The organism is Prosthecodimorpha hirschii, from assembly GCF_001305515.1.
Classification (GTDB): Bacteria; Pseudomonadota; Alphaproteobacteria; order Rhizobiales; family Ancalomicrobiaceae; genus Prosthecodimorpha; species Prosthecodimorpha hirschii.
The window spans coordinates 6,106,251-6,124,202 of record NZ_LJYW01000001.1; the positions used below are offsets into that span (position 1 = coordinate 6,106,251).

Consider the following 17,952-nt stretch of genomic DNA (forward strand, 5'->3'; position numbering starts at 1 on the left):
TGGGCAAATAGTCATCCGACAGCATGCAACCCTGGGGGAGCACTTGGCGCGGGCAAGAATTACCTGCTCGAGCCGGCCGCCTTCGCAGGGCGGGTCGGGCGCAGAAGGAATGCCGGGACCTGATCGCCATGACCGAAGGCGTGTTGATCTTCGGGTTCATGGCGCCGCTCCTGGCGACGCGGTTCGTGCCGCGGCTCCTGACGCGGGGCGGGGCGGGGCTCGGGCCGCGGTGCCGGACGGTTGCGGGCCTCCGCCTCGACGGGGGCCGCCTTCTCGCGCGGCTCGACCGGGCGGGTCCGCGAACGCGAACTCTCCTGGCGTTCGGGGCGTTCGGGGCGTTCGGAGCGTCCGGGGCGCTCGCCGCGCGGCGGGCGGCTTCCGCCCTCGCCGGAAGCTGCGGCGGTATGACGCGGACGGTCGCTGTCCGGCGACGAACGGCCGGACCGACGGCGCTCGTCGCCACCGCGGTGACGCTCCGAGGTGCGGCCACTGCCGGCGGCGGCCGGCTCGCCCATCCATTCGAGCTTCTGATTGGTCAGCTTCTCGATCGCGGCGAGATGCTTGCCGTCGAGATCGGTGACGATGGTGATGGCCACGCCGGATCGCCCGGCCCGACCGGTGCGGCCGATGCGGTGGACATAGTCCTCGGCATGAACCGGCACATCGTAATTGTAGACGTGGCTGACATCCGGGATGTCGAGCCCGCGCGCGGCGACATCGGAGGCGACCAGAAGGGTGATGCGGCCGGCCCGGAAGCCGTCGAGCGTCGCCATGCGGGCGCGCTGGTCCATGTCGCCGTGCAGCGCGCCGACATTGAAGCCGTGCTTTTCCAGGCTGCGATAGACGATCTGCACGTCGCGCTTGCGGTTGCAGAACACGATCGCGTTCTTGAGGTCCTTCGAATCGCGCACCAGGGTGCGCAGAACGTCGCGCTTGTCGTGCTGTTCGCGGCCGGAGGCGACCAGGAACTGCGACACGGTCTTGGCCGTGGTCGCCGGCTTGGCGGTCTCGACGCGCTTCGGGTCGCGCAGGAAGGTATCGGCGAGCCGCTTGATCTCGGGCGGCATGGTGGCCGAGAACATCATGGTCTGCCGGCTCGGCGGCAGCATCTTGCAGATGCGCTCGATGTCCGGAATGAAGCCCATGTCGAGCATGCGGTCGGCTTCGTCGATGACCAGGATTTCGACCCCGTTCATCAGGATGCGGCCGCGCTCGAACAGATCGAGCAGACGGCCGGGCGTCGCGATCAGCACGTCGACGCCGCGATCGAGCTTCTTGACCTGCTCGTCGAGCGAGACGCCGCCGATCAGCAGCGCGACGGTCAGCTTGTGGTTGATGCCGTATTTGTTGAAATTCTCCTCGACCTGCGCGGCGAGTTCGCGCGTCGGTTCGAGGATCAGCGTGCGCGGCATGCGCGCCCGGGCCCGGCCCTTTTCGAGGCGGGTCAACATCGGCAGCACGAAGGAGGCCGTCTTGCCGGTGCCGGTCTGGGCCACGCCGACGATGTCGCGCAATTCGAGCACGATCGGGATCGCCTGGGCCTGGATCGGAGTCGGAACGACATAGCCTGCGGCCGAGACGGCTGCGAGAACCTTCTCTGACAGGCCGAGATCGGAGAAGCGGGGCGTTTCGGCCTGGAGAGACTCGGACGCCTCGATCGGAGCGTCGGTCTGCGGAGCGGTTGGCTGTTCGGTCATGGGTCCCGTGGCTGCGTCGCCGTCATGCCCGACTGAGGACCGTCAATCGGCCTCCGCTAGGGCTTGCTGTCCGAATTCGCATGCGGGCGGCGCGCAGGCTGATGGTGCACTGCGAAAGACCCGCGCAACATACGGACCGAGATGAAAAAGTCAATCTCAGAATTTGAAAAGCGCCGTTATTGGTCCGGGAATCGTGATTATTCTCTGATCTGCCATGGCGCCGCCCCGGCCCGTGGACTGGTGCCGAGGATCGCAAGCCGTGACACTTCCCCTTCTCATGATACCCGGGCTCAATTGTACGGCGGCCTTGTGGGGGCCGCAGCTTTGCACGCTGGGGGCGGGACGCATGGTTGCGGTTGCCGATCACACGGCCCACGACGCCATGGCGGATCTGGCCGCCGCCATCCTGGCGGACGCTCCGGCGCGCTTCGCGCTCGCCGGCCTGTCGATGGGCGGCTACCTCGCCTTCGAGATCCTGCGCCAGGCCCCGGAGCGGGTCGACCGTCTGGCGCTGCTCGATACCCAGGCGCGCGCCGACAGCCCCGAGGCCCAGGAGCTTCGCCGGCAACAGATCGCGATCGCCGAGCGCGGCGGCTTCGCCCGCATTCCCGACCTGCAGATCCCGAAGCTGCTGGCCGCGCGCCATCACGGCGACGATGCGTTGACCGGCACGGTGCGCGCCATGGCGTCGGCGACCGGCGCCGATGCCTTCGTCCGCCAGCAGACCGCGATCCTGAACCGTGTCGATTCGCGGCCCGGGCTCGCCGCCATAAGGTGCCCGACGCTGGTCCTGGTCGGGGCCGAGGATGCCATCACGCCACCGGATCTCGCCCGCGAAATGCGCGACGGCATCGCCGGCAGCCGTCTCGTCGTGGTCGAGGAGGCCGGACATCTGTCGACGCTGGAGCGGCCGGACGCGGTCTCCGCGGCTCTGCGCGACTGGCTCCTAGCCTAAGCCCGGGCACGGTCGGGCGGCCCGTGCCAGGGGCGGCCTGTGCGATGGGCGGCCTCGTCGTCCGTCACTGCGGTGCCGGCGGCGCCTTCTTGAAGGAATAGCGCCCGGGCGCCTCGACGGTGACCAGATACTGGCCGGCGGTCCTGGCGCTGCCGCCGAGGTCGACGGTCATCTGCAGCGTGTTGTCGGCCAGTTCGATGGTGGTCTCCTTCACGTCGCCGCCGAGCTCGATCACCTCCTCGATCTCTGTGGTCGCCTTGAGGCGCGGCGCCGCCTCCGACGGCACGATCCACTGCACGAAGAGCCGGGTGCGCACCTCCTGAAGGCCGGTGCGGACCACGACGATCCGGTAGGTGCCGGTTTCCGTGCCTTCGGTCCATTCGCCGACCAGTCGTGTTTCCTCGACCTCCGCCGGGATCTGCCCGATCCGGTCGGCGAGGGCGTCGGCCCGGGCATGGGCGGCCGGCATGGCGACCAGGGCGGCGAGGGCAAGGCGGCGGAGCGGCATGGAACCTCGTTTCGATCGGTTCGTTTGATCGACATCTAGCATAGAGCGCCCCGCCGGACAGGGCCGGCCCGGTCACGTCCGCGGAGCGGGTTGCGGCCATACTGGAAAAATGGCGCCCGCCGCTGTCGGCCCGACGGCGGTTCCGGCGTCATCTCTCCGACGGGTCGAGGGGACCCGAGCCGACGAGGAGGACGGAAGACATGCGCGTGATGGTGATCGTGAAGGCGACGGCGTCCAGCGAGGCGGGCACGCTGCCGTCGACGGAGCTTCTGGAGGCGATGGGCCGCTTCAATGAGGAACTGGTGGCGGCCGGCATCATGCAGGCCGGCGACGGGCTGAAGCCGTCCTCGGCCGGCAAGCGCATCGCCTTCGACGGGGCGTCGCGCACCGTCATCGACGGCCCCTTCGCGGAGACCAAGGAGTTGATCGCCGGCTTCTGGATCTGGCAGGTCAAGGACCTGGACGAGGCGGTCGCCTGGGTCAAGCGATGCCCCAACCCGATGCCGGAGCCGAGCGAGATCGAAATCCGCCCGCTCTACGAAATGGCCGATTTCGGCGAGGCGATGACGCCGGACCTGGTCGCGCAGGAGGATCGGCTGCGCGCGACGCTGGCCGGATCCTAGAGCATTTTCCGATTGGATGGACTCATCCAATCGACAAGGAAATGCTCCAGATTCAGTGGCTTGAGCCGGTCCTTTTCGGTCAGATCGTTTCGATCTGACCGGGACAGGCTCTAGGCGCCGTTCGGCAAGCGCCGGGCCCCCCGGCGCGTCGCCGCACCAGGGAGGAGGCTCCGACCCGTGAGGCCCAGACCCTGGACCGGCGTCGGGTCAGGCGACGGCGGCGCCGGCCTTTTCGTGACGCACGATCGGCGCCAGACGGGCGAGGTCCTCGACCGGGATATGGCAATAGATGACATGACCGTCGCCGGCCTCGCGCGCCGGCGGCGGGACCGTGTCGCAGTCCGGGCCGAGCTTGCGCGGGCAGCGGCCGGAGAAACGGCACCCCTTCGGCACGTCGATCGGGCTCGGGATCTCGCCCTCCAGGCGGATGCGCGCCTGGGTCACCGTCGGATCGGCGACCGGCACGGCGGAGAGCAGCGCCTCGGTATAGGGGTGATAGGGCGGGTCGAACAGCCGGCCGACCGGCCCCTGTTCCATCACCCGGCCGAGATACATCACGATCACGCTGTCGGCGAGATGGCGGACCAGCGCCAGGTCGTGGCTGATGAACACGATGGTGGTGCCGCGATCGGCCTGGATCTGCAGGAGCAGGTTGACGATCGCCGCCTGCACCGAGACGTCGAGCGCCGAGACCGGCTCGTCGGCGACCAGGATCGAAGGCTCGGCCGCGAAGGCGCGGGCGATCGCGACGCGCTGCTTCTGGCCGCCGGAGAGCCGGCCCGGCCGCTGCCGCTTCAAGGCGCGCGGCAGGCGGACCATGTCGAACAGCGCATCGATGCGCGCGTCGATCGCCTTGGCGCCCGAGACGATGCCGAACTTCTTGAGAACCCGCGCGATCGGGAAGCCGGCGCTGTGCGAGGGATTGAGCGTCGCGTCCGGGTTCTGGAACACCATCTGGATTTGCGCGAGCTGGTCGGAGGTGCGAGCGCGGGCGCTCTTGGCCGAGAGATCGTCGCCGAGCACCATCAGCCGGCCGGCCGAGGCCGGCTGCAGGCCGGCCAGCACCCGAGCGAAGGTCGACTTGCCGGAGCCCGATTCGCCGACGATGGCGATGATCTCGCCGTTGCGGGCCGAGAAGTTCAGATCGTCGTTGGCGATCAGCTTGCGCGCGCGCGCCGAGAAGGCCGGGCGGCCGAGATCGTAGACCTTGGCGAGATGCTCGGCCGCCAGGATGGTGGTGTCGCCCGGCCGCCCGGGATGCACCGCGCCCTGGCTGGTGCCCTCGAAACTGTCGACTTCGCGATGGCGGATGCAGCGGATGCGGTGGTTCGGCTCGGCCCGTTCCTCCGGTACCGGCCTGTCGCAGCGGCCGGCGACGAAGCCCTCGCAGCGCGGGGCGAAGCCGCAGCCGGGCGGACGGCGCGACAGGCCCGGCGGCTGGCCGGGGATCGGCAGGAACGAGGTCGTGTATTTGTCGCCGCCGAGATGCGGCACGCAGGCCATCAGCCGGCGCGTATAGGGATGGCGCGGCCGGGCGAAGAGTTCGCGCACGGGCGCCTCCTCGACCAGGTCGCCGAGATACATCACGCCGACGCGTTCGCAGACCTTGGCGACCACGCCGAGATTGTGGGTGATGTAGAGCAGCGCCGTGCCGAAACGGTCGCGCAGCTCGCCGACCAGGTCGAGCACGGCCGCCTCCACCGTCACGTCGAGGCCGGTGGTCGGCTCGTCGAGCAGCAGCAGCTGCGGCTTGGCCAGCAGCGCCATGGCGATCACCACGCGCTGCTTCTGGCCGCCCGACAGCTGGTGCGGATAGCGCTGCATGACGCTGTCGGGATCGGGCAGGTGCACCTCGCGCAGCACCCGCCGCGCCTCCTCGCGCGCCGCACCGGCATCGAGCCCGGCATGCAGCATCGGCACTTCCATCAGCTGCCGGCCGATCTTCATGGTCGGGTTCAGGGCCGCGTTCGGATCCTGGTAGACCATCGAGATGCCGCGGCCGCGCACGTCGCCGAGATCGGTTTCCGCCGCAGCGGCGATGTCGCGCCCGCCGAACAGGATGCGGCCGCCGGCGATGCGTCCGGTCGCGCCCAGATGGCGCATCACCGCCATCAGCAGCGTGGACTTGCCGCAGCCGGATTCGCCGACGAGGCCATAGCTCTCGCCCGGCGCGATGGAGAGCGTCAGGTCCGGGATCGCCACCACGGTGCCGGCCGCGGAATGGTACTCGACCTTCAGATGTTCGATCGACAGCAGCGGCGCGGACGCGGAGGGGGTGGGCGCGGCCATCGGCTCAGTCCTTCAGCGAGAGTTCGCGCAGTCCGTCGGCGACGAGGTTGAAGCCGAGCACCAGTGTCACGATGGCGATGGCCGGGAACAGCGACATGTGCGGCCGGATCGAGATCATGGTCGTGCCTTCCTTGACCATGGTGCCCCAGTCGGGATCCGGCGGCGGCAGGCCGAGGCCGAGGAAGCCGAGGATGCCGATGGTGATGATCGTGTAGCCGACGCGCAGGCAGAAATCGGTGATCAGCGGGCCGCGGCAGTTGGGCAGCAGCTCCACGAACATGATGTAGAACGCGCTCTCGCGCCGGAGCTCCGCCGCCGCGACATAGTCGAGATGGCGCTGCTCGAGCGTCAGGCCGCGCACGATGCGCGCCACGCCGGGACCGGAGGCGAGCACCACGGCGAGCATGATGTTGAGGATCGACGGGCCGATCGTGGCGATCAGGATCACGTAGAGGATGATGATCGGGAAGGACAGGATCACGTCGCCGGCGCGCGACACGACCGCATCGACCTTGCCGCCGTAGTAGCCGGCGAGGAGGCCGAGCGGGCAGCCGACCAGATAGGCGCAGAGCGCGGCGAGGGGGGCGACGGTCAGCACGCGCTGCGCGCCCCAGATGATGCGCGCGAGGATGTCGCGGCCCTTGATGTCGACGCCGAGCCAATGGGCGGCCGACGGCCCCGGATTGGCGAAGGAGGCGAGATCGGACTTGTTCGGCGGATCGATCGGCAGCCAGGGGGCCGTGATGGCGAGGATCGTCCAGAACAGGATGATGCCGATGCCGACCATGGCGACGCCGGAGGTCGGCAGGCGACGGATCAGGCCGGGCGGCCGCTCGATCGCGTCGGCCCGAATCTCGGCCGCGCTCGGCCGTGCGCCTGACTTCGCAGCCTCAGGCTTGGCGGCGTCGGGCGTCGGGACGTTGTTCGTCGGGACGTTGTTCGTCGGGACGGGGGGCGCGGTCATGACAGCCGGATCTGCGGGTTGAGGAGGGCGTAGCCGATGTCGCTGACGAACTGCGTCGCCACCGCCACGACCAGGGCGATGAGGGTCGCCGCCTCGACCAGCTGGATGTCGCCGAACAGCGACGCCTCCAGGATCATGCGGCCGAAGCCCGGATAGGAGAACACCATCTCGGTCACCACGACGCCGGAGATCAGGAAGTTGATCTGCAGCAGGATGACCGTGAAGGGCGCGATCATGGCGTTGCGCACGCCGTGGCGGACCACCACGTCCCGGAACGGCAGGCCCTTCAGGATGGCGGTGCGGATATAGGCCTTGCTCATCACCTCGGCCATCGAGCCGCGCACCATGCGCACCACATAGCCGGTGTCGTAGAGCACCAGGACGGCGACCGGCAGGATCAGCTGCGACCAGATCGGCCAGCCGGCCCCGGCATCGAGCGGGCTGGTGCCCGGCAGCCAGCCGAGCCAGACCACGAAGATTGCGACCAGGAACACGCCGGAGGCGAATTCCGGCACCGAGGTGGTGACGATGCCGAAGACCGAGATCGTCCGGTCGAGCACGCTGCCCTCGCGCATGCCGGCGAGGATGCCGAGCACCAGCGCCAGCGGCACGATCAGCCCGAAGGCGAGGCCGGCGAGCAGCGCCGTGTTGCCGAGCCGCTTCCAGATCACGTCGTTGACCGGGACCTTGTAGAGCGACGAATAGCCGAAATTCAGGAAGTAGCGGTCGCCGCGCGGATCCTTGAAGTCGAGCCCCAGCGCGGGATCCTGCAGCGGATCGGCCTTGGCGCCGACCAGCACGCCGAGCCAGCGCGCGTAACGGATCGGCAAGGGATCGTTCAGACCCAGCTTACTATAAAGGAGGTCGACGCTCTCCTGCGGCGCGTACGGGCCGAGCGTCTTGCGCGCGACATTGCCGGGGGAGAATTCCGTAACGGCGAAAACCAGGAACGACGCCGCGAGCAGCGTCAGCACCAGAGAAACGAACTTTCGCACCACAGCCTGGATCATGACGGCATCCGACGGGACATGAGCATGAGATTACGGGCCATTCCTGACGCGGTGTTGTCCCGATTGCGACCCATCGGGCGACCTTGGCTTCGATTTCCGTCGCGATTGGACGATTTCGACGGTGCCGGCCGGATCGGCACGGCGGCCCCGCCGGCGACCGTTGCCGGTTTGCACCGCGGCATCAGGAAAGCCCCCGCGGCGCTCGCCTGGGCTTTTGCGAATGTGACCGATATGTAACCGTGAGCAGGCTATGCGGCGACCCGATTCAAACCAGTCCCAGACGCCCGGCTCCGGCGGTCCCACCGCACGATCACGCGCGGCGCGCGCCGGTCTCGCGGCCGTCTGGCTTGCCGGCGCCTCGGTCGCGGCGTCGCACGCTGCGGCCGCCGACCTTCTCGCGCCCGCGCCCGTTGCGGTCGCGCCGACGATCCCCGATGCGAGCCTCCTGTCGCCCGCCCCGATCGCGACGGAGAAGCTCTGGGGCCTCGCCGTGTTCTTCGGCTCGTCGGGCGGCCAGCACGACATGCACCAGCTGCTGATCAAGCCGTGGCTGCTGCACCCGGAGGACTATGTCTGGACCGGCGCTGCCGTGAACCGCCGCATCGGCCGCTTCTGGACCGATTTCTCGGTCGAGCTGGAAGGCGGCGTCGGCCACCGCTTCGGGCCGCGCTATTCCGGCAACGAGGCCTGGGTGGCGACCTTCGTCCGCTACGACGGCTTCTTCTGGAACGACCGGCTCTATACGACGCTCGCCGCCTCGACCGGCCTCAACTATCTGGACAGTTTCCCGCGCGAGGAACTGGCGAGCCGCCGCCGCTCGCACATCCTGCATTATTTCGCGCCGGAACTGACCTTCGCGCTGCCCGACCACAAGGAACACGAGTTCGTATTCCGCTTCCACCACCGCTCGGGCGTTTTCGGCACCTTCAACGGCGTCTGGGGCGGCTCCAACGTGGTTTCGGTCGGCTACCGTCACCGCTTCTGATCGCGGCTATTCCGTCCCGCCGGTGCCGGTCTCGGGCTCTTCCGACAGCGCGCCGCCGTCCGGCGTCGGCATCCGGCAGGCGAGGGGCTCCGGCGGTTTGTCGCCGGGGCACCAGTCGGCCAGGGCGGCGGCGACCGCGCGGGCGACGCAGCGGCGGAATTCCGGCCGCACGATGCGCCGCTCCTCCGCGCGGTTGACGATGACGCCGGCCTCGAACAGCACGGCCGGCATGGCGGCGGTCTTCAGCACGATCAGTTCGTCGTAGCGGTGGATACCGCGCGCCTCGTCCAGGAACGGCCGGTTCTCGCCCGGGATCGGCTCGTTGTGGTGGCGCGTCGGGCGCATGCCGATCGATTGCAGCCGGTCGCCGAGCCGCAGGGCGAAGCCGAAACTCTCGGCCGGCCGCGCGCCGAGTTCGGAGACGAACAGGGAATGGCCGGCGAAGAGATCGGAATAGCGGCGCGTGGCGCCGTTGGCGAACCAGGTCTTCAGGTAGCGGTCCTGCACGGCATCGTGGTGGATCGACAGGAACAGGCCGGCGCCGATCTCGGCCGCGCGCCGGCTGCGGCTCTCCAGTTGCGGCCGCCCGGACCCGGTCGTCTTCATGACCTGCGTCGCCGTGAAGCCGGCTGCGACCGCCTCGCGGGCGATCGCCTCGGCGAGTGCCAGGTTCAGGTCGTATTCGCGCCGGCCGGTCGCGCTCGCCGAGCCGGATTGCTCGGGCGTGTGGCCGACATCGAGCACCACGACCAGATCGGCCGGCCGGCATCCGGAAGGTCCCGCCGCGGCTTCGAGCGCCGCGGCCGGCGCGGTTGCGGCAGCCGCCAGAAGGGTCGCGCCGAGGCGGGCGGCAAGGTGGTGGCGGAGGGGCACGGGCGCGCGATCCTCGACGAAGCGGCAATGCGGAACCCGGCGACTTGACCATTCCGGCGACCCGGTGCGCAAGGCCCAGGGTCTGCGGCGGGCGGCTCCAAGATTTTTGACGCCTTGAGGACCCCCGGACACCCATCCCAACGATTGCATACGGCGCCATTCCATGGCGTCATCATATTCATCGGACCTGCCGGGGGGCAGCGGAAACGCGGGTGGGGCTATGGTCGGGCGTGCGCTCTGGATCATGCTGGTGGCCATCTTGGCGATGGCCGGGCTGGATGGCGGACCGGCCGGTGCCGCCGGCAAGCGCGTCGCGCTGGTCATCGGCAATGCGGCCTATCCGAACGCGCCGCTGGTCAACGCCGTCAACGACGCCGACGCCATGGAGGCGCTCTTCAAGAAGGCCGGCTTCGATGCCGTCATTGCCGGCAAGGATCTCGACCGTGCCTCGATGTCGCGCATCCTGGACGCCTTCCAGGACGAGGCGCGCGGCGCCGATATCGCGGTCGTGTTCTATTCCGGCCACGGCATCGAAGTCTCGGGCATGAACTATCTGGTCCCGGTCGACGCCCGGCTGACCACCGACCGCGAGGTCAAGTATCAGGCGATCCCGCTCGACGACGTGCTCGCCTCGCTCGATAGCGTCGCCAAGCTGCGCCTCGTGCTGCTCGACGCCTGCCGCGACAATCCGTTCCTGACCGGCATGAAGCGGGTCGCCACCAAGGGGGCCTTCACGCGCGGCCTGGCGCGCGCCGAACCGGTCGTCTCCAACACGCTGATCGGCTACGCGACTGGCCCGGGCCGGGTTGCCTTCGACGGGGAGGGCGGTCTCAGCCCGTTTACGGCGGCGCTGGTCGAACATCTGACCGAGCCCGGCGTCGAGGTCGAATTCGCGCTGCGCCGGGTCCGCGACGACGTGATCCGCTCGACGCGCGACATGGCGCGCCGCCAGAACCGCGAACCGCAGGAGCCCTACCGCACCGGTTCGATCGGCAGCGAGCCGATCATGCTCGGCGCGGTTGGAGAGGGGGCCGCGACCGGTCCGGCGGCAAATGCGGTCACGCCGTCGATCGCGCCGGTGCCGTCCTACGATGCCGACGCCGCGGCGCTCGGCCGGGCCGGCTGGGACGAGTATGCCCTGAACGCGCTGGTCGCCTCCGCCCGCAATCCCGAGATCCGGGCGGAGGTGTCGCGCCGGCTCGGCGTCATCCTGTCGGAGCGGCGCGGCCTGGAGGAGGCCGGCTTCGACCGCGAGCGGCTGCTGATCTTCATCGCCCGGGTCTGCGAGGCCTGCATCGCCCGCAGCGCCGCGCTCGATCGGCTGCGCAGCCTGCCGGCGACCGCCGTCGCCGCGGTCGCGCCGCCGCCCGATCCGGTGCCGGACCCCGTGCCGCCGGTCTATACCCCGCCGCCGGTCTATACCCCGCCGGCGACGACCTACACCCCGCCGCCTGCGCCGGACCGGCGGACCTGCACCATCGGCGGCTTCACCACCGTGGTCGACCGCTGGCTCGCCCTGCGCAGCACGCCCTATGCGGATCCGACGCTCGGCAATCTGGTCGAGCGCCTGCAGGAGGACAGCCGCGTGCGGCTGATCGAGACGAGCGGCGACTGGAACCGGATCGAGAGCGACACCGGCCAGATCGGCTGGGCCGCCGCACGCTTCATGCGCTGCGATCAGGGCACCTCGACCGCGTCGGCCGGCAGCACGGGCGGATCGGCCGGACGCCTGACGACCAGTTCGGCCAATTACCACTACGTCTCCGGCTTCACCACGATCGAGGACCGCTGGCTCGCCCTGCGCAGTTCGCCCTACGCCGATCCGACGCTCGCCAATGTGGTTGAGAAACTGGTTGAGAATACCAAGCTCAAGGTCCTGGAATCCCGTGGCGACTGGTACCGGGTCGAGGTGCTGCGCGGGCGCACCGGCTGGGTCAGTTCCCGCTTCGTGCGCTGCTGCCGCACCGAGTATCAGTGAACCGGACGCGGTGCGCGCGGCCCCGACAGGCTGGGGGCCCGCGCCGGACATCCGGCATGAACCGTGCGGACGGCGACGCGGGCCCGTCTCGGCGGGTCGCCGAAGGAAGACCGCGCCCGCCTCGGTCCTGGAAACACCCCGGCGGTCATGGTTAACGAATCCTCAAGCCTCCTGTCCGACACTCCTGTCGGGAGCCTGCCCGCGGCGGTCGCGTGATCGGATCGGCGGGGATCGGTCTCCACCGGGACCGAATTCATGCGCCTTGCCTGCGATCGCCTTGCCTGCAATCGCCTTGCCGCCATCCTGCTGTTCGCCGGTCTCGCCGGCTGGCAGCCGACACCCGCCGATGCGGCGGAGGCGCCGCGCGATCCGATCGCACTGCGCCTGGCGCGGGCCGACGGACGCGAAGCCGGACAACTCGCCGTGGCCGAAACCCTGACCCGCATCGTGCCCTTCGAGACCGCGCCGTTCCCCTATCGCGGCACCATTCCGGGCACCGGCAAGCCGTTCCTGGATGTCGAGCGCGACGGCCGGCTCGGCCACACCGCGCCGCGCGGCGGGGTCTATTTCGAGGACCGGACCTATGCGGACCGGCGCGTGCTGCTGTCGATCCCGCGCGGCTTCGATCCGGCCCGGCCGGCGCTGATCGTGCTCTATCTGCACGGCAACGAGGCGCGGCTCGATCGCGACGTGCGCGATCGTCAGGGCGTCGCCCGCCAGGTCGCGGCCTCCGGCCTCAATGCCGTGCTGGTCGCGCCGCAACTGGCCGTCGATGCGCTCGATTCCAGTGCCGGCCGCTTCTGGGAGCCGGGACACCTGAAGCTGTTTCTGGAGGAGGCTGCCGTCCAACTCGCGCGCCTGCATGGCGACCCGGTCAGCGCCCAGCGCTTCGCGACCTCGCCGGTGGTGATCGCCGCCTATAGCGGCGGCTACCTGCCGGCCGCCTTCGGGCTCGAGGTCGGCGGCGTCGCCGACCGCCTCGCCGGCGTCATCCTGCTCGACGCGCTGTTCGGCGAGGAGGAGCGCTTCGCCCGCTTCATCGCCCGGCGCCGCAACGCCTTCTTCGTCAGCGCTGCCTCGCCGTCGACCGCGTCCGCCCAGCGCCGCCTCGCCGCCCTGGTCGCCGGGGCCGGGCCGATCCAGTCCGGGCCGCCGCTGCGCCGGATCGCGCCGGGCGAGGTCCGCTTCGTCGAGGCGCCGGGCACCGAGCATCGCGATTTCGTCTCGCGCGCCTGGGCGACCGAGCCGCTGCGCGCCGTGCTCGCCCGCGTGCCCGGCTACCCGCGCGCCGATCTGGTCGGGGCGACGGAGGGGGCGGCCGACCCGATCATCACCGGCGCGGCGCGCGCGCCCGATTTCAAGCGGCCGTAACGATCGCGGCGGCTTTGGGCGACCGACAAAAAAAACGGCCGGAACCTGCGTTCCGGCCGGGACAACGAGCTGTGGGGTCAGGGCGCCTGATACCGACGGACATGGAATGATCGTCGGTATTCGATACGCGGATTTCTCATGCCTCTGACGCCTATGAGAAATTCGCGTCACTTCAACGGCCCGATGCGTCAGCATCCTGGGCCGTTGGTATGAGTCTTCACCCCGACCCGAGTGCGATCAGGCCTCCAGGCCGATGCGCCAGCCGAACAGGTAGTTGGTCGGGTGCATCGAGAAGCCCTTGACCTTCTTGTCCATGAACGTGAAGGCGTTGCGGAAGACCGGCTGAACCAGCGGGCCGTCCTCCTGCATGATCTTCTCGAGCTCGGCGACGAGCGCCTTGCGCTTGGTCAGATCGACGACGCCTTCGGCCTGGGTCAGGATCTCGTCGAACTTCTTGTTCGAATAGCCCGACTCGTTCCACGGAACGCCGGTCCGGTAGGCGAGGCCGAGGCACATGATGGCGAGCGGGCGGTGATACCAGATGGTCACGCCCATCGGCACCTTGGTCCACACGTCCCAGTACTGCGCGCCCGGCATCGGCTTGATGGCGATGTCGATGCCCGCTTCCTTCCACATCTGCTGGCAGGCTTCGGCCATGGCCTGGAACCAGGCATGGTCGTTCGGCACGATGATCTCGCTCTTGATGCCGTTCGGATGGCCGGCCTCGGCGAGCAGCTTCTTGGCGGCGGCCACGTCGCGCTTCATCGGCGCGATCGCGGCATAGTCGGGATGCGAGACCGAGCAGTGATGGTGCTCGCCGACGGTGCCGAGGCCGCGCAGCGCGACCTTGAGCACGGTCTCGCTGTCGATCGCCAGGCGCATCGCCTTGCGGACGCGGGCGTCGTCGAAGGGCTTGGCGTCGCTGCGCATGCGCATGACGCCGGTCTCGGCGGTCGGCACGTCATAGAAGGCGAGGTGCGGCATCGCCTTGAGGGCGTCGTACTGGGTCGGATCGGCGAACACCAGGCCGTGGATCTGCTTGGAGGCGAGCGCCGCGATGGCCGCGGAGGCGTCGTCGCCCATGTCGATCTGTTCCATGCCGTCGAGGGCGACATCGCCGCCCCAATAGCCGGGCTGCTTCTTGAAGACGGCCTTCTTGCCGACTTCGTATTCGACCAGCTTGAACGGTCCGGTGCCCTGCGCGCCGACGCCGAAGACGCCCTTGTCGTCGGGATGCAGGATCGCCATCGGGTAGTGGAACAGATGTTCCGGAACCGCGACCTGCGGCACCTTGCAGTTGAAGCGGACGGTGTAGTCGTCGACCTTCTCGATCGCGTTGGCGGCCCAGACCTCGGTCGTGTCCTTGCCGTCGGCGCCCTTCTTGTCGTTCAGCATGTAGCCCTTCATCAGGCCGATCATGGATGAACCGACCGCCGGGTCGAGCACGCGCTTCAGGTTCCAGACGACATGGTCGGCGACCAGTTCCTGGCCGTTGTGCCACTTCACGCCCTTGCGGAGCTTGAAGGTCCAGGTCTTCAGATCCTCGGAGACGGTCCAGCTCTCGAACAGATACGGCTTGGTGACGCCGTCCCGGTCGGTGAAGGTCAGATACTCGACCACCTGGCGGGAGATGTTCGAGTCATAGCCGCCCCACGAATAGGTGTGCGGCGACTTGATTTCCTTGATGCGGGTGCCGATGCGCAGCACGCCGCCCTTCGGCATGGCTGCCGCCTGGGCTTCGGCCGTCGGCGCGAAGGGCTCGCCGGTGATGGTTCCAGCCATGGCATAGGCGACAGGGGCGGCGAGGCCGAGCAGCGTCGCGTAGCGCACGAACTCGCGCCGATCCATCGTCTTGTCGGAAAGCTGCTTCGTCAGGGAGTCCAGATGGGGGACTTTGCGGTCGTCGCTCATAGAGAATTCGCCCTCTCCCGTTGATTAGCCTTTGCGGAGGCAGCGCAGCCTATGCACATTTCACGGGTCTGTCGAGATCGAAATGAGGGTCTGCTTTCTGGAATTCTATGGCCGCTCCGTCGGTATCTGTGAAAGCCGATATGAAAACGAAATCTGCGCAGTGAACATCTGCGCAAACACAAACAAAAACGGAAATACGACGCTGCTCGACCAGTCCGGTGTCGAGTAACGTCTTGCCGAGATCGGCGAGCCTGGGCCAGACTGGTGCCGTTTCCGAGGACAGGCTTGCCGGAGTTCGACATGCTGACGCTTGACTGCGACATTCTGGCGAAGGCGCTGGGATTTCCGCGTCTGATCGAGGCCCTGCGGCGCGGTCACGTCGACGGCGTCGATCTGGTCGAGCGGGTCCTGTTGACCGAGCCGGGCCGTGACGGCGCGGCGCCGAACCATCTGCTGGTCTGGCCGGCCTGGCGTTTCGGCGGCCATGCCGGCGTCAAGATGGTCTCCGTCTTCCCGGCCAATCCCGACGCCGGCAAGCCGACCAACACCACCGTCTACGTCCTGTTCGACGGCCGCGATGGCCGGCCGCTCGCCACGCTGACCGGGGCGGCACTGACCACCATGAAGACCGCCGCCGATTCCGCGCTGGCCGCCGACCATCTGGCGCGGCCGGATGTGCGCGTGCTGGCGGTGCTCGGCGCCGGCGCGCAGGCGCCCTGGCAGGTCGCGGCGCTGCGCGCGGTGCGGCCGGCGCTCGACCATGTCCTGGTCTGGAACCGCAATCGAGAGCGCGGTGACGCGCTGGCGGTGCATCTCAGCGCGGATCTCGGTATCTCGGCCGAGACCGTCGCCGAGGCGGGCACGGCCGTCGCCGCGGCCGACATCGTCACGGCGGTGACCGGGTCGACCGTGCCGATCATCGAGGGCGCCCGCCTGCGGCCCGGGACCCATGTCGACCTGGTCGGCGGCTTCACGGCCGCGATGCGCGAGGCCGACGACGAGACCGTGCGCCGCGGCCGGCTCTGGGTCGACACGCGCCGCTTCACGCTGGCCGACTGCGGCGACGTGGCCGGCCCGATCGCCGCCGGGGTGATCGGACCTGAGGACATCGTCGGCGACCTGTTCGAGCTCTGCCGCGGCACGGTGCCGGGCCGGCGCGACGCCGCCGAGATCACCGTCTACAAGAATGCCGGCGGCGGCCATCTCGACCTGATGACCGCGATCGCCTTCTACGAGCGGGCCCGCGCGAATTCAGCGGCGCCGTGATCTCGATCGGCTTGTCTCGCGCTGCGACCGGGCCGGTGTCGCCGCAAGCTGGCGTGTCGCGGCGAGCGGGTTCGGGCCGTCGCGATCCAGCCGTCCGTCGCGGCTCTTGACCGCGCTCCGGGCCCATGCTCGACATGCCGCCCGTTCCGTCGCCCGGAGATCCCGCCCATGTCCGCCCGTTCCTGCCTGATGATCGTGCTCGCCGCCGGAGAGGGAACGCGCATGCGCTCCGAGATCCCAAAGGTTTTGCACGAGATCGGCGGCCGCAGCATGGTCGGCCATGTCGTGGCGGCGGCGCGCGGGGCGGGGGCGGATCAACTCGCCGTGGTGGTCGGGCCCGGCATGGGGGCGGTCGCCGAGGCCGTCCGCAAGCTTGCGCCGGGGGCCTCGATCTTCACGCAGGTCGAGCGCCGCGGAACCGCCCATGCGGTGCTGATGGCGCGGACCGCGATCGAACAGGGGGCGGCCGAGGTCCTGGTTCTGTTCGGCGACACGCCGCTGGTCACGCCCGAGACGCTCGACCGCGTGCGCTGCACGCTCGAGGCCGGCGCCGATGTCGCCGTGCTCGGCTTCCGCACCGAGCGGCCGACCGGCTACGGCCGCCTCTTGACCGAGGGCGAACGCCTCGTCGCCATCCGCGAGGAGAAGGACGCCACGCCGGCCGAGCGGGCCGTGACCTTCTGCAATTCCGGCATCATGGGCTTCCGCGGCGCGACCATGCTGGCGCTGCTCGATGCGATCGGCAACGCCAATGCCAAGGGCGAATTCTATCTGACCGATGCGGTGGAACTCGCCGCCCGGCGCGGCCTGACAGTCGCGGCGGTGGAGGGCGACGGCCGCGAGGTGCTCGGCGTCAACGACCGCGCCCAGCTGGCCGAATGCGAGCGCCTGTTCCAGGAGCGCCGCCGCCGCGCCGCGCTCGCCGCCGGGGTGACGCTGATCGCGCCCGAGACGGTGTTCTTCGCCATCGACACCGCGCTCGGCCGCGACGTGGTGGTCGAGCCGAACGTGGTCTTCGGTCCGGGCGTCGTGGTCGAAGCCGGTGCGCGCATCCGCGCCTTCTCCCATCTCCAAGGCGCGCGCGTCGCCGAGGGCGCGATCATCGGCCCCTATGCGCGGCTCCGGCCGGGCGCGGAGATCGGCCGCGAGGCGCATATCGGCAATTTCGTCGAGGTCAAGAACGCGGTCATCGGCGACGGCGCCAAGGCCAATCACCTGTCCTATATCGGCGACGCCCGCGTCGGCGCGAAGACCAATATCGGGGCCGGCACCATCACCTGCAACTACGACGGCTACGGCAAGTACAAGACCGAGATCGGCGCCGGAGCCTTCGTCGGCTCCAATTCCTCGCTGGTCGCACCGGTGCGCATCGGCGACGGCGCCTATGTCGGCTCCGGCAGCGTGGTCACCCACGATGTCCCGGCCGACGCGCTGGCGGTCGGCCGCGGCCGGCAGGAGATCCGCGAGGGCTGGGCGCGCGCCTTTCGCGAGCGCATGAAGGCCGAGAAGGCGAAGGGCTGAG

At 69.4% G+C, this 17,952-nt stretch carries 14 protein-coding genes; 7 read left to right on the forward strand and 7 right to left on the reverse strand.

Going from position 1 to position 17,952, the window contains the following annotated elements; genetic code table 11:
* Positions 1-59 precede the first annotated feature (59 nt).
* Positions 60-1,697 carry a DEAD/DEAH box helicase gene (locus tag ABB55_RS26830; RefSeq protein WP_083463984.1) on the reverse strand — a complete coding sequence of 546 codons (1,638 nt, stop codon included), beginning with the start codon at positions 1,695-1,697 and terminating at the stop codon, positions 60-62.
* A 346-nt stretch (positions 1,698-2,043) separates the two neighbouring features.
* On the opposite strand from ABB55_RS26830, the gene ABB55_RS26835 reads away from it, so the two are divergent.
* On the forward strand, positions 2,044-2,652 hold the full coding sequence (locus ABB55_RS26835; protein ID WP_244472132.1) for an alpha/beta fold hydrolase: 609 nt from the start codon (positions 2,044-2,046) through the stop codon (positions 2,650-2,652).
* Positions 2,653-2,716: 64 nt separating this feature from the next.
* Here ABB55_RS26835 and ABB55_RS26840 read toward each other — a convergent pair whose 3' ends face one another.
* On the reverse strand, positions 2,717-3,160 hold the full coding sequence (locus tag ABB55_RS26840) for a hypothetical protein (RefSeq protein ID WP_054361572.1): 444 nt from the start codon (positions 3,158-3,160) through the stop codon (positions 2,717-2,719).
* Between the two features lie 200 nt (positions 3,161-3,360).
* Between ABB55_RS26840 and ABB55_RS26845 the strand changes: the two genes are divergently transcribed.
* Positions 3,361-3,783, forward strand: a complete 423-nt coding sequence (locus ABB55_RS26845) for a YciI family protein (protein ID WP_054361573.1) — start codon at positions 3,361-3,363, stop codon at positions 3,781-3,783.
* Positions 3,784-3,990: 207 nt separating this feature from the next.
* Here the strand turns inward: ABB55_RS26845 and ABB55_RS26850 are convergent, their stop codons facing one another.
* The 3 genes from ABB55_RS26850 to ABB55_RS26860 are packed head-to-tail and all read right to left on the reverse strand — an operon-like array spanning position 3,991 to position 8,046.
* Positions 3,991-6,072, reverse strand: coding sequence for a dipeptide ABC transporter ATP-binding protein (locus tag ABB55_RS26850; RefSeq protein ID WP_054361574.1), 2,082 nt, complete (start codon positions 6,070-6,072; stop codon positions 3,991-3,993).
* 4 nt (positions 6,073-6,076) lie between these two features.
* Positions 6,077-7,036, reverse strand: a complete 960-nt coding sequence (locus ABB55_RS26855; RefSeq protein WP_244472133.1) for an ABC transporter permease — start codon at positions 7,034-7,036, stop codon at positions 6,077-6,079.
* Positions 7,033-8,046 (reverse strand): ABC transporter permease, encoded by a 1,014-nt coding sequence (locus tag ABB55_RS26860; protein ID WP_054361575.1) that lies wholly within the window; start codon positions 8,044-8,046, stop codon positions 7,033-7,035. The genes ABB55_RS26855 and ABB55_RS26860 overlap by 4 nt, the downstream gene beginning before the upstream one ends.
* Positions 8,047-8,296: 250 nt before the next feature.
* Between ABB55_RS26860 and ABB55_RS26865 the strand changes: the two genes are divergently transcribed.
* Positions 8,297-9,031: a hypothetical protein gene (locus tag ABB55_RS26865; protein ID WP_054361576.1), complete on the forward strand. Its 735-nt coding sequence runs from the start codon at positions 8,297-8,299 to the stop codon at positions 9,029-9,031.
* A 6-nt stretch (positions 9,032-9,037) separates the two neighbouring features.
* On the opposite strand, the gene ABB55_RS26870 is transcribed toward ABB55_RS26865, so the two are convergent.
* Positions 9,038-9,904 carry an N-acetylmuramoyl-L-alanine amidase gene (locus ABB55_RS26870; protein ID WP_054361577.1) on the reverse strand — a complete coding sequence of 289 codons (867 nt, stop codon included), beginning with the start codon at positions 9,902-9,904 and terminating at the stop codon, positions 9,038-9,040.
* A gap of 220 nt (positions 9,905-10,124) precedes the next feature.
* Between ABB55_RS26870 and ABB55_RS26875 the strand changes: the two genes are divergently transcribed.
* Both ABB55_RS26875 and ABB55_RS26880 read left to right on the forward strand, forming a co-directional pair.
* Entirely contained in the window at positions 10,125-11,882 is a 1,758-nt protein-coding gene (locus tag ABB55_RS26875; RefSeq protein ID WP_054361578.1) for a caspase family protein, read from the forward strand.
* Positions 11,883-12,137: 255 nt separating this feature from the next.
* Positions 12,138-13,253 (forward strand): alpha/beta hydrolase, encoded by a 1,116-nt coding sequence (locus ABB55_RS26880; protein ID WP_200912073.1) that lies wholly within the window; start codon positions 12,138-12,140, stop codon positions 13,251-13,253.
* 237 nt (positions 13,254-13,490) lie between these two features.
* On the opposite strand, the gene ABB55_RS26885 is transcribed toward ABB55_RS26880, so the two are convergent.
* A complete protein-coding gene (locus tag ABB55_RS26885; protein ID WP_054361579.1) occupies positions 13,491-15,164 on the reverse strand; it encodes an ABC transporter substrate-binding protein in 1,674 nt (557 codons plus the stop codon).
* 300 nt (positions 15,165-15,464) lie between these two features.
* Here ABB55_RS26885 and ABB55_RS26890 point away from each other — a divergent pair, with 300 nt between their 5' ends.
* Together ABB55_RS26890 and glmU are read left to right on the forward strand one after the other, a co-directional pair.
* Entirely contained in the window at positions 15,465-16,430 is a 966-nt protein-coding gene (locus tag ABB55_RS26890; protein ID WP_083464236.1) for an ornithine cyclodeaminase family protein, read from the forward strand.
* 168 nt (positions 16,431-16,598) lie between these two features.
* On the forward strand, positions 16,599-17,951 hold the full coding sequence (glmU, locus tag ABB55_RS26895) for a bifunctional UDP-N-acetylglucosamine diphosphorylase/glucosamine-1-phosphate N-acetyltransferase GlmU (RefSeq protein ID WP_054361581.1): 1,353 nt from the start codon (positions 16,599-16,601) through the stop codon (positions 17,949-17,951).
* The last annotated feature ends 1 nt before the right edge of the window (position 17,952 follow it).

Coding starts and splice junctions, on each gene's coding strand:
- ABB55_RS26840 (WP_054361572.1), bottom strand. CDS start 3,160: ATGCCGCTCCGCCGCCTTGCCCTCGCCGCCCTGGTCGCCATGCCGGCC.
- ABB55_RS26845 (WP_054361573.1), top strand. CDS start 3,361: ATGCGCGTGATGGTGATCGTGAAGGCGACGGCGTCCAGCGAGGCGGGC.
- ABB55_RS26880 (WP_200912073.1), top strand. CDS start 12,138: ATGCGCCTTGCCTGCGATCGCCTTGCCTGCAATCGCCTTGCCGCCATC.
- ABB55_RS26885 (WP_054361579.1), bottom strand. CDS start 15,164: ATGAGCGACGACCGCAAAGTCCCCCATCTGGACTCCCTGACGAAGCAG.
- ABB55_RS26850 (WP_054361574.1), bottom strand. CDS start 6,072: ATGGCCGCGCCCACCCCCTCCGCGTCCGCGCCGCTGCTGTCGATCGAA.
- ABB55_RS26890 (WP_083464236.1), top strand. CDS start 15,465: ATGCTGACGCTTGACTGCGACATTCTGGCGAAGGCGCTGGGATTTCCG.
- ABB55_RS26830 (WP_083463984.1), bottom strand. CDS start 1,697: ATGACCGAACAGCCAACCGCTCCGCAGACCGACGCTCCGATCGAGGCG.
- ABB55_RS26860 (WP_054361575.1), bottom strand. CDS start 8,046: ATGATCCAGGCTGTGGTGCGAAAGTTCGTTTCTCTGGTGCTGACGCTG.
- ABB55_RS26835 (WP_244472132.1), top strand. CDS start 2,044: ATGGTTGCGGTTGCCGATCACACGGCCCACGACGCCATGGCGGATCTG.
- glmU (WP_054361581.1), top strand. CDS start 16,599: ATGTCCGCCCGTTCCTGCCTGATGATCGTGCTCGCCGCCGGAGAGGGA.
- ABB55_RS26875 (WP_054361578.1), top strand. CDS start 10,125: ATGGTCGGGCGTGCGCTCTGGATCATGCTGGTGGCCATCTTGGCGATG.
- ABB55_RS26855 (WP_244472133.1), bottom strand. CDS start 7,036: ATGACCGCGCCCCCCGTCCCGACGAACAACGTCCCGACGAACAACGTC.
- ABB55_RS26865 (WP_054361576.1), top strand. CDS start 8,297: ATGCGGCGACCCGATTCAAACCAGTCCCAGACGCCCGGCTCCGGCGGT.